The 12,337-nt window shown below is 39.5% G+C and carries 6 protein-coding genes; 2 read left to right on the top strand and 4 right to left on the bottom strand.

From position 1 onward, the window contains the following. Positions 1 to 42: 42 nt before the first annotated feature. From BLR27_RS05060 to nagB, 4 genes are read right to left on the bottom strand one after another with little or no spacing between them, the layout of a single operon-like run. A complete protein-coding gene (locus BLR27_RS05060; protein WP_090701234.1) occupies positions 43 to 2,868 on the bottom strand; it encodes a M16 family metallopeptidase in 2,826 nt (941 codons plus the stop codon). A 43-nt stretch (positions 2,869 to 2,911) separates the two neighbouring features. After that, complete coding sequence (locus BLR27_RS05055) at positions 2,912 to 4,069, bottom strand: acyltransferase family protein (protein ID WP_090701232.1); 1,158 nt, start codon at positions 4,067 to 4,069, stop codon at positions 2,912 to 2,914. A gap of 53 nt (positions 4,070 to 4,122) precedes the next feature. Continuing rightward, positions 4,123 to 5,652: a sulfatase family protein gene (locus tag BLR27_RS05050; RefSeq protein WP_090701228.1), complete on the bottom strand. Its 1,530-nt coding sequence runs from the start codon at positions 5,650 to 5,652 to the stop codon at positions 4,123 to 4,125. A 21-nt stretch (positions 5,653 to 5,673) separates the two neighbouring features. Then, a complete protein-coding gene (gene nagB / locus BLR27_RS05045) occupies positions 5,674 to 7,590 on the bottom strand; it encodes a glucosamine-6-phosphate deaminase (RefSeq protein ID WP_090701224.1) in 1,917 nt (638 codons plus the stop codon). A gap of 169 nt (positions 7,591 to 7,759) precedes the next feature. On the opposite strand from nagB, the gene BLR27_RS05040 reads away from it, so the two are divergent. Next, positions 7,760 to 8,524 carry an endonuclease/exonuclease/phosphatase family protein gene (locus tag BLR27_RS05040; protein WP_090701221.1) on the top strand — a complete coding sequence of 255 codons (765 nt, stop codon included), beginning with the start codon at positions 7,760 to 7,762 and terminating at the stop codon, positions 8,522 to 8,524. 562 nt (positions 8,525 to 9,086) lie between these two features. Next, positions 9,087 to 12,332 carry a SusC/RagA family TonB-linked outer membrane protein gene (locus tag BLR27_RS05035; RefSeq protein WP_090701216.1) on the top strand — a complete coding sequence of 1,082 codons (3,246 nt, stop codon included), beginning with the start codon at positions 9,087 to 9,089 and terminating at the stop codon, positions 12,330 to 12,332. Positions 12,333 to 12,337 lie beyond the last annotated feature (5 nt).

Below are 12,337 nucleotides of genomic sequence, written 5' to 3'. Positions count from 1 at the left end.
AAGATCTTGAACCGGCTTTTTATTGATTATTTTTTTTTGATACTATTTCTCTGGAAGTAATACCATGCGGATGAAATTATCTGACAATCTGTACTGAACTGTAGCCTTTAGGAATTCAGGTGTCAATTCTTTTAATGACTCTAGATAAGTTAAGATCTGCTTAGGATCTTCCTCATTTTGATATTGATTTGTCAGATAACCTAACCAAAAACCATTGTTTTTTATCTGGGTTTCAGTAGAACGTGTCTCTTCGGCAATGAATTTCTCAATATCTAATGCCAGAGCACCGTTCTGTCTGATCTTATTTATTTCATCCAATGTAGAACTGATCAGTTTTTCAACATTCTCAGGCGCACATCCAAATGAAATATTGAAGGTGTATCTGCCTTTCGGAAATTTGGTATAAGATGCACGGGCACCAACACCATAAACTCCACCTTCATCTTCACGTAAACGTTCTATCAGTTTGATTGTAAGGACTTCAGCTAAAGCATCCAGCTGATTGTTGTGTTTTTCACTATAAGTATAATCACCACTGAAAACAAGACGAACACTTGCTTTTGGTTCCTGGCCTTTATAAATCTTTTTATCAATTTTTCCTGCTGGAATAGTTATACCAAGGTCTTTTGCAGCTTCCTTGCGGCTAATAGATGGTAATGATCCTAAATACTGCTCAAGTAATGGCTTGATCTTTTCCGGGTCAAAACTACCTACAAATACGAAGGTGAAATCACTTGCATCAGCAAATCGCTCCTTATAAATATCAAATGCTCTATCCAGGTTTATCTGATCTAGTTTTTCTATAGATGGTCCGGTACGGCGAACATTGTAATTGCCTAATACAGCAGATAATGAATCTGCAAATACACTGTTTGGATCATTTCCTCTGTTTGCAAGTCCGCCTTTCTGTTGTGCGATCAATCCTTTAAAGGTTTCTGCATCTTTTCGTGGCGCTGTGAAATACAGATAGGTAAGTTGAAGTGCTGTTTCAAGATCTTTTGGTGTGGTTGATCCTGAGATTCCCTCAGATCTTTCTGCAATATAAGGGTTAACAGAAACACGTTTACCGCTAAGTAACTTTGGAAGTTGAACAGAATTAAATTCGCCAACACCACCAGTCCTTATAATTGTTGTTGCATAAGCTGCCGACTGGAAATCTGCATCACTGTACAGTGAAGTACCACCCGGACTGAATGCTGTGAAACTGATCTCATCATTCTTAAAGTCTGTTGGCTTTAAAATCACCTTTATGCCATTACTAAGTTTCAGCTCTGTAACACCAATTTCAGCAGTCTTTGCTTCAGAAATAACCTTCCCTCCGCTGAGTTTGGAAGCAAGTAGTGGTTTATCAGATACCTGATCTACATAGGCAGTAACATTACTTTGTTTAGTTGCGCTGATCCATTTTTCAATAGTTGCCTCATCAGGTAAATTAGCTTTATCCTTTTCAGGTCCCATGATGATCACATCACGGTTCACATCAGTGATATACTTTTTGGAATATCCGTTCAGGTCGGCCAGAGTGATTCCTCCTGTTAAAGTGTTAGCCAGATTGAACTCATAAGCAATACCAGGACTAGCCTCCTGCTCAAGAAAATGACGAAGATACTCGTTCACAAAACTTGCCGATGGGGTTTTATCTTTCTCCTTGAAAGAAGATTCCATATTGGTTAAATACGATTGTTTTGCACGGTCTAATTCTGTTTGTGTGAATCCAAAACGTTGTACACGTTCTGTTTCAGTTAGCACAGCTTTAAAACCTCTTTCCATTTCTCCCGGTTTAGCTGCAACAAATGCGCTGTAATTATCCAAACCAGCTAAAAATGCGCTGATATTAGCCCCTCCCTGAAGGAACGGGGGATCTGCCTGCTTGCTTAGATCTGCAAACCTGGCACCCAGCATCTGGTTGAATAAAGACCTGACAATACTATTTCTGTAATCAGTTTTAGTGATCAGTTTTGATTCAGGATGCTTGATTATGATCTGAGCAACGCTTACAGGGAATTCCTTATCTGTAACAGCAATGAACTGATTCTTGTTGAGCAATGGAATTGAATATTTAGTACGTAAACGTGGTTTTGCAGGTTTTTTAAGATCAGAGAACTTAGCTTTGATCGTTTGTTCCATTGCAGCTACATCGATATCTCCAACAACAATAAGTGCCTGAAGATCCGGACGATACCAATCAGAATAAAACTGACGGAGAGTGGCCGGAGTAAAATTCTTTAGTACCTCCTCTGTGCCGATTGGCAAACGGTTTGAGTAACGCGAGTTATTGAAGATCATTGGAAGATATTGATCCTGCATACGCTGCTGGGCACCTTTTCCTAATCTTTTTTCTTCTAAAACTACACCGCGCTCCTTATTGATCTCTGCATCATCTAATGTTGCATCCTGTGCCCAGTCGCGCATGATCTGAATTCCAGTTTTCAGGATCTCAGGATCATCAGAAGGGATAGGTAACTGATAAACTGTTTCATCAAAACTTGTGTATGCATTCAGGTCGGCACCAAAACGCACGCCTGTTTTTTGCAGGTAATTAACAAGGTCGTTCTTCGGAAAATTCTTTGTTCCGTTAAAGCCCATATGCTCCATGAAATGCGCCAGTCCAAGCTGATCATCATTTTCCATAATGGAGCCTATTTTATTGGCAAGGTATAAAGTAACCCTGTTCTTAGGCTCAACATTCTTACGGATATAATAAGTAAATCCGTTAGGTAGTTTACCCGTTCTTACTGCCGGATCGAGTGGGATAATCTCGGATGCAGGACTCGCTTTGCTCTTGACTTTTGTTTGAGCGGTGACCATTCCGGACACAGCAATAACTATCGCTACCGAAAAGGTAAAGAGTTTATTAATACTTCTCATATATGATTCTTAAAATAATTGGAGCTGCAATTTAGCCAAAAAATTAAACTTTAACTATAATCTTCTTTTTGAACATCCACCAAAGAATGCCAAGCCATATCAGGATAAAGGTAATGGCCCCTGCAAGTGATGCGTTGACCGGTGAAAAGTAAGGGGTAAAGAATGTTTCATACATCCATACTCTTGAATTTACAATTGTCCCATCAGGCATAGTTACTTTGATCATCGTTAATATCCTTGGAATCAGGCCAGAAAGAAAAAAGACTGTGATTGCATTCACGCCATAAACAACAAAGGGTGTTGTACCCTTTTTGTAACCCTGAACATCAATGAGCCAGTAGCATAAGGCTAGTCCGATGGTAGCTAATCCGCCCGCATATAATACAAATGAACTGGTCCAGAGTGCTTTGTTTATTGGGAAACAAAGATCCCAGATCAGCCCCAGAATGACGGCCAATACTCCAATAGAGAACATCCATGAAATTTTGACGCTTTCTTCTCTGTCCTTACGTCTCAGCCATGTACCGATCAGCAAGCCGAATAAGCCGGTTGCAACAGCTGGTAGAGTGCTCAGGATTCCTTCCGGATCCCAGGTTTTAGCCGATTTCCAAAGGTGAGCTTCAGTGAGTATGCTGCGGTCCAGCCATGCTCCTAAATTGGTTTCTTTTTCAAGATTGGCATAACCAACTCCGGGTACCGGAACAAGGGTCATGAGTGCCCAGTAAACGATCAGGATTCCTATGAATAATCTTAGCTGTGTTTTTTGACTTGTTTTTATAAAGATCAATGCTGTAATAAAGAACACAATTGCAATTCTTTGAAGAACACCGGGAATTCGAACTGCGCTAAGAGCTTCCATGGGCTCAGTAAATACCTTTGGAAACAGGTTTAAAAATAGACCCAGTCCAAAGAGGATCAATGCTCTTTTGAAAGCTGTAAATATAAGTTTGGACTGGCTCGTATTACCTTTTTTACTTCCGAGTGCATAACTTATTGATACCCCGACAATAAACAGGAAGAAAGGGAATATCAGATCTGTGGGAGTACAGCCATTCCACTCGGCATGTTTTAAAGGAGCATAGATACTTGACCAGCTCCCGGGATTGTTAACCAGGATCATTGCAGCCACTGTTAAGCCCCTGAAAACATCGAGGGATAAGAGCCTTGCTGGAGACTTTTGCAGGATTGAAGGTTCAGACATACCATAAAGATAGTATTGCTTTATAGTATTTACAATTATGTTTTAATTAATTATTACAGGTTTTGAGCTAAAGCATTTAATGCTTCCTTATCCTTATTTTCAATACAAAGTTGCTCAAGCTGCTTTTTAAGATCTGCTGTAATTGCATCATACTTTTTCTGGCCATAAAGATTTTTCATCTCATTAGGGTCTTTTTGCAGATCATAAAGCTCCCAGAAATTTTTATAATCATAAAAACGAATCAGTTTATAACGGCTTGTACGTATCCCAAAATGCTTTAATACACTATGCTCACCCGGAAATTCATAAAAATGATAATAAGCAGAGTTTCTGATGCTCGCTTTTGGATCCCTTAATAAAGGCATCATTGACCGGCCCTGAATTTCTTTTGGAATGGAAATACCTGCTGCATCTAAAAAAGTGGGAGCAAAGTCAACATTTGATATTATCTGGTTTGAGACGGTTCCTGGTTTTATTACGCCTGGATATCTGATGATCAATGGGGTTCGCATCGATTCTTCATACATAAATCGTTTGTCGAACCAGCCATGTTCTCCCATATAAAAACCTTGATCTGACGTATAAACAACAATGGTATTTTTAGTCAGGTTGTTGTCATCAAGATAAGCCAGGATCTTACCAATATTCCGGTCAAGTGAAAGGGTCGTACTGTAGTAATCCTTCATGTACCGTTGGTACTTCCATTCGGATAAAGCCTTTCCTGTTAGTTTTTTCTTCAGAAAGTCCTCCTCGATCCTGTCATAATAGGCATTCCATTTTTTACGTTGCTCCGGGCTCATTCTTTTGATAAAAGCTTCTGCAGTTGCATCGGGATCGCTTTTCATCTTAAGATCATAACCCAGTTTCATTGTTTTTTCAATGGACATATCCTGCATTTCTGCAGCGATACGCTTTTCATAGGAATCATAAAAATTCTTTGGTAAGGGAAATTTAATATGATCGAACTTGCCTAGATCGGAAGTGTCGGGCATCCAGGTGCGGTGCGGAGCTTTTTCACCCACAACAACAAAGAACGGTTTTGACTCATCACGTTTATTGAGCCAGTTTATGGTCATATCCGTTACGATATCAGTAGCATAACCATTCTGCCTGGTAGTATCACCTTTCATGCTGATCATGGCGGGATTATAATAAAGACCCTGGCCCGGAAATATATTCCAGTAATCAAATCCCTGAGGGTATGACACTAAATGCCACTTTCCTATCCAGGCAGTTTGAAAACCTGATTGTTTCAGTCGTGCCGGAAACACATCCTGTGAAGCATCGAACCTGTCGCGGTTATCTCTCATCCCATTAACGTGGCTATACTTGCCTGTTAATAGTACTGCCCTGCTGGGACCGCAAATGGAATTGACCACAAATGCCCTGTTAAAAAGGGCTCCTTCTTTTGCCAGGCGATCAAGGTTTGGTGTTGCCCCATATTTGGAACCATATGCTCCAATAGTACTTACCGCATGATCATCTGTTAAGATTACAATAATATTCGGTCTCGACGATTGCTGTGCAAAGGTTTTAAGGCACAGTATACTGATGCTTAGAATAAATAGTAATCTGATCCTCATATTCCCTTTTTCAGACTGCGATTAAAATTTCCATCTGACAAATGCTTCCATCGCTTCATATTCAGCCAAACCAAGTTTGTCATATGATTTAGCAGTTTCACGTGTGCGGTCTTCTGCACGTACCCAAAATTCTCTGGCATCATCACCTGGAAATACAGGTCTGTCCTTTTGAGATTGATGTTTAAAGATGGCTAATCTCTTACGTTCAACTTCCTGAGGTGAGAGAGGCACAGCCATTTGGATTTCATGGGTCTCAAATTCATGCCATGCACCACGGTATAGCCATAACCAGCAATCTTTAACCCATTCTTTATCCTTCAGACGCTCGAGAGCTTGAATAATGATATCAAAGCAAACCTTATGGGTGCCATGCGGATCAGCAAAATCGCCAGCAGCAAAGATCTGATGTGGTTTTATTTTATCGAGCAAGTCCATCGTAATTAGGATATCGTCCTCAGCAACAGGCTTACGTGTTGTTTTTCCTCTGTCATAAAAAGGAAGAGCCATAAAATGTATATGGTCATCTTTAAGTCCGGCAAAACGGGCCCCACTTATTGCCTCTCCTTTACGAATCAAACCTTTCAATGTCTGAATCTCTGCAGTATCAGCCTGATTAGGTTGTTTATTTTCCATGAACTTACGCATAGAAACATAAAGTTCATCGAGTTTATTAGTATCCAGATCTATGGATTTGCTGAAATCTCTTGCGAATTCAACAAATCTTAGCGCATCGTCATCCCAAACAGCGGTATTACCTGAAGTTTGGTAAGCAACATGCACATCATGACCCTGATCAACAAGTCTGATAAAAGTTCCGCCCATTGAAATTACATCGTCATCAGGATGCGGTGAGAAAATGATCGATCTTTTTTTGTCAGGGACCGCCCTTTCAGGCCTTTGTGTATCATCAGCATTACCTTTTCCCCCCGGCCATCCGGTTATGGTATGCTGAAGTTTATTGAAAATATGAATATTGATATTATAAACCGGCCCCTTCTCGGTTGCCAGCTGTGCCATTCCATGGTTGTTATAATCTTCTTCAGTAAGTTTCAGAATTGGTTTTCCCAGCGTATTGGCAAGCCAGATAACCGCCTTTTTGATCATTGGTACATCCCATGTGCAATCTTTAACGAGCCAGGGCGTATTAAACCTTGTTAGTTCTGAAGCAGCGTCCTGATCCATTATGAACTCTACATTTTCAGAAAGCTGCAGGTAGGTTGCCGGAACTTCAGCAGAAATTTCACCTTCAACCGCTTTTTTAATGATAGAAGCCTTCTTCTGATTCCAGGCCATAAGTATTATTTCGCGGGCTTTAAAAATTGTGCCGATACCCATGGTAATTGCCTTGGTAGGAACATTTTCTTTTCCTCCGAAATCGCGTGAAGCGTCTCTGCGGGTAAGATCATCAAGAGTTACCAGTCTGGTCCCTGAATTTGGTGCCGACCCCGGTTCGTTAAAACCAATGTGACCGGTACGACCGATACCCAATATCTGGAGATCAAGTCCGCCTAATTCTGTGATCTTCCGCTCATAACTAAGGCAGAAATCATGAATTTCTTCAATTGGCAATGTTCCATCCGGAATATGAACATTGTCCATATTTATATCAATATGATTGAACAAATTTTCTTTCATGAATATCACATAGCTCTGTGGCGATGTGGGTTTCATTGGAAAATATTCATCAAGATTGAATGTGATCACATTTTTAAAGCTAATACCTTCTTCTTTGTGAATACGTACAAGTTCGCGATAAACTCCTATTGGTGTAACTCCGGTTGCAAGTCCAAGGATTGCATTTTCACCTTTCAATTGTTTGCTAACAATTAGGTCTGTAATACGGCGTGCTACCTTTTTAGAAGCAATATCTTGGTTTGCATAAACGGTAACAGGAAGTTTTTCGAATCGGGTTTCTTCGAGAAGATTTAATCGGGCCATCTGAGAGTCTGACTATATTAGGTGAGATGCAAATATAATTACAAAAATTTTATCCTTTGGAATTGCTTATAAATTATCTTTTTTTAAAGCCGCGATAATCAAATTTTCAATGCTTTTAAGCGATAAACATTTCACCCAAAAGCTGTAAAAATTTATCTAAAATTGTATCATGAAAAGAATTATTGCCGTTTTTCTGATATTTTCCGCCGGGATTTCCCAGTTAAATTCACAAACCTTAAAGGTAATGTCTTATAACATTCATGTCGGGCAAAATTCAAAGAATGAGGATAAGCTTAGGGAGATTGCCGAATTTATTAAGGCATCTAAGGCGGATATTATTGGTCTTCAGGAAGTCGACAGTGTATGCAATCGTTCAGGTAAAATCGATCAGATGAAATTTTTGGCTGAGCAAACCGGAATGCATTATGCCTATGCCCGTCATTTTGCATTTGACGGAGGTTCATATGGTCTTGGAGTTTTATCACGATATCCACTTCATACTATTAAAAATAATAGGATCTCTGTGACCATAGCAGGAAAGCCTGAAACAAGGGCATTGTTGAGCGCGAGCATTTTTCAAAGAGGAAAAGAGATCAGCTTTGCAACTGTTCATATGGATTATCGCGACCAGAGGTCAAGATTGAAGCAATCAGAAGAGATTGTGAAGATGTTCAGTGGAAATAAAAACCCTGTAATTCTAACCGGCGATTTTAATGCCCGGCCTGGCACAAAAGAGCTTTTGGCTCTTGAGGGTTTTTTTGCTGATGTCAGTTATTTATCCGGACCTACCTATCCTGCAGTTAAACCCTTAAACAGGATTGATTTTATTATGCTTAGTAAAGCACATCTGAACAAGGTTAAAAAACAAGAAACTCTTGCTGTTGAATATTCAGATCACCTTCCTGTTGTGTCAAGTTTTAAATGGACCTGGTAAATTAAATTTACTCCTAATATATATGACTGGTTTTTTATCAGCACTTAGATTTTAATTGTAGCGCTTACCCTTCATTTCTATCGTTTTATCAGCACTTGAAATTTTAAGATTCCGGAAAAATTTTAAGCTTTTTTTCATTGGAATCACACCATGAAAACCTGCGTGTTTCTTCAGGATTTCTACAAATCAGGGAAAAAATTTAGATTTTTTGATAATTTTTTGCTAAAAAATACCTCAGTAGCTGTATATAGATGTTTAAACCTGCAATTTAATGCATGTTTTATTTCCGTGATTTAGCTTCTGAATAGCGATATTTTTTTATAGCTTAAAATTATATTTATCTGTTTTTAATGCATTTCAGGCAATATTTTATAAAAATTCAGTGTACTTTATACACTTTGTTTTTTTAAATTATTTGTTTGCATTCTTCTCAATAAATCAAATTTTTGAACTAATTACTTGCGTATTTGTGCAATTTAATTAAACTTTGACTGATGCATAATGCGATTCTCAGAATTCCATTATGTTAACTGAATTTATGAACTAATCAAAAAATTAATCTATGAAAAAAGCATTACAAATGTTGTTTTTTGCCGTTTTTTTATTGGTAATAAATGCCTCAGCACAGGAGATCACTGTAACTGGGCGTGTTACCGATAATGATGGCATTTCCCTGCCCGGTGTATCTGTAAAGATCAAGGGGACATCAACAGGGGTTTCCACAGATTTGGATGGAAAATATTCTATCAGGGCAAATCAGGGAGCTGTATTACAATTCAGCTTTATAGGTGCGTTTCCTCAGGAGCGTACAGTTGGAACAGCTAATACGATCAATATTGTTCTTCGTACTGATACCAAATCACTAAACGAAGTGGTTATAGTTGGTTATGGTACCCAGAAAAAAGCAACCCTAACCGGTGCGATATCTACAGTGGATGTTGCTGAGGTACTTTCGTCAAGACCAACAACTGATGTTGTTCGTGCTCTTCAGGGCGCAGTTCCTGGATTAACCATAACTTCTCCAAGTGGAGCATTGGGTTCAAATCCTAGTATCAGACTTAGAGGATTATCCGGATCTTTAAATGGCGGTGGCGCTCAGCCATTGATTTTGCTTGATAACGTAGAAATTACGGATCTTCAGAATGTTAACCCCGATGATATTGAAGCTATTTCAGTTTTGAAAGATGCTGCTTCTGCTTCTATCTATGGTACCCGTGCTGCATGGGGAGTGATTTTGATCACTACCAAATCAGGAAAGAAAGGTGCACCAACAAGGGTTAACTATTCAAATAACGTTTCAATGGCTACTCCAACTCAAACACCAGAAATGGCTCCGGCTGCAGAAGGTGCTGAAATGGCTTTATTAGCTTACAGACGTACTAATCCGACTCTCCCAAGATATGGCGTTGTTGGTATGTATGTTGATGATATAGCTGTTACAAAAATGCGTGAATGGAAACAAACGTATGGCGGACAGGATCTGGGTCCTGAAATGGTTCTTGGGCGTGATTTCGAGATCAGGGATGGATTCTTCTTTCCATACCGTGAATGGGATCCTGGAAAGGAATTTATGAATAAGTGGTCGCCTCAGCAAAAACATGATCTTTCATTCAGTGGTGGTAGCAATAAAATAAGCTATAATCTGGGAGCTGGATATCTTGGTCAGACTGGAGTTCTTAAAGTAAACCCTGATGAATTCAGCCGTTATAACCTTACGTTAAATTTAAATTCAGATATAACTGATTGGTTTAGCGCCAGGGGAAGAATGTTAACTTCAAATACGCTTACCACTGAGCCCTATTCTTATGGTGGTTCTACTTACGATCCTTTATATTACCTGTACAGATGGCCAACCCAGTTTCCATATGGAACCTATAATGGTCAGGCTTTCAGAAATGCAGTCGATGAAGTCAGACAATCGAATATGAATGAAGACAGAAATAATTTTTCTCGTGTTTCTGTTGGAGGAACCTTCAAAATCATACCAGGCTTAACAGTTGATGCAGATTACACCTATGGTGGTAATACTGGCAGAGGTAATCAGGTAGGTGGAGTAGCTTCAGCAATTGACTTTTGGTCAACTGGAGCAGCTTTAACATACAGACCTTATACTTCTGCTACTTACGACAGGGTAATTTATAGTTCTGATTATTCTTCTTCAAATAATGGAAGAGTTGTAGCTACCTATCAAAAAACAATAAAAGATCACGCATTCAAAGTGATGATGGGTGGTGAAGCAGAAACCTATGAATACGGTTCTCAATATTCTGAGAGAAGAGGTTTGATGGATCCTGCCAAGGGAGAACTTGGTTTAACTTCAGGAGATCAGTTTACGAGCGGATCTCATACTAACTGGGCAACCAATGGGGTTTTTGGCCGATTGAATTATACTTATCAGGACAAATATCTATTTGAAGTTACCGGAAGGTATGATGGTTCATCGCGTTTCCCAGCAAATGATCGCTACGCATTCTTTCCTTCAGTATCCGCAGGTTATGTGATCAGTGAAGAGAAATTTATGGATTTTGCCAGGCCGGTTTTATCAAATTTGAAATTCCGCGGATCCTGGGGAACGGTAGGTCACCAGAATGTAGGTAATGCTTTTTTATCACTGATGTCTACCGGTAATTCTAACTGGCTGGTTGGTGGTAAAAACATGATCGGTGTAAGTACTCCGACCATTGTGCCACCTTCATTGACCTGGGAAACAGTAACTGATCTGAACTTTGGAGTTGATGCCCGTCTTTTTAACGAAAGTTTTGGTATTAGCTTTGACTGGTACAACAGAACTACAAGTGATATGATCAGTGCAGGTGTAACCTTACCGAACTCTTTTGGTGCATCAGCGCCTCAAAGGAATTACGGCGAGATGCAGGTGAAAGGTTGGGAACTTGCATTAGATTACAGACATACCTTCGACAATGGATTTCGCTTCAATGCAACAGGTTCATTATCAGATTTCAATGAAAATTTAACCAGGTTCGCTAATTCCACCAAAACAGTTACAAGTAATTATGAGGGAAGGAATCTTAGAGAGATCTGGGGATATCAAACTGATCGTTTTTTCACTAAAGATGATTTCCAGCAGGATGCCAGCGGAAACCTGATTTTAGTGAGTGGCAGATATGTATTAAAAGCGGGTATTCCTGATCAAAAACAGTTTGAAACTTCAAGTTTCTTCTTTGGTCCTGGTGATGTTAAGTACAAAGATTTGAATGGTGACGGAGTAATTTCACAGGGTACGAATACAGTTGACAATCCTGGAGATCAGAGTGTAATAGGTAACTCTACCCCTCGTTATCAGTATGGTTTACGTTTAGGAACAGATTGGAAAGGATTTGATTTTGATATTTTCTTCCAGGGTGTTGGAAAGCGTGAACTTTGGGTACACTCACCAGCTACCGTTCCTGGTGTTGGAATTGGCGAAGGATGGTATGCTTCCCAGTTAGATTACTGGACACCTGAAAATCCGGGAGCATTTTACCCGCGTCCGTCAAATGTTGGCCAAACTGCTAATACTACCAATTTCTTAAGACAGACCAAATATCTTCTTGATATGTCATACCTGAGAGCTAAGAACCTGACATTTGGTTATACTATACCTTCCCGTCTCCTTGAGCGTGTTAAGGTTAACAAAGCACGTGTGTATTTCAGCGGTGAAAACCTGTTTGAAAAGGATAATTTAGGAGAGATCAGTATAGATCCTGAAATGGATTATACTTCTACAGGATCCAATGATCCAAGAACATTCGGAAGGGTTTATCCTTACCGCAGATCTCTTTCATTCGGACTACAGGTTACACTTTAATAAAC

Source organism: Daejeonella rubra (genome assembly GCF_900103545.1).
In the GTDB taxonomy this organism is placed as follows: Bacteria; Bacteroidota; Bacteroidia; order Sphingobacteriales; family Sphingobacteriaceae; genus Daejeonella; species Daejeonella rubra.
This window is presented reverse-complemented; position numbering and strand designations above follow the sequence as displayed.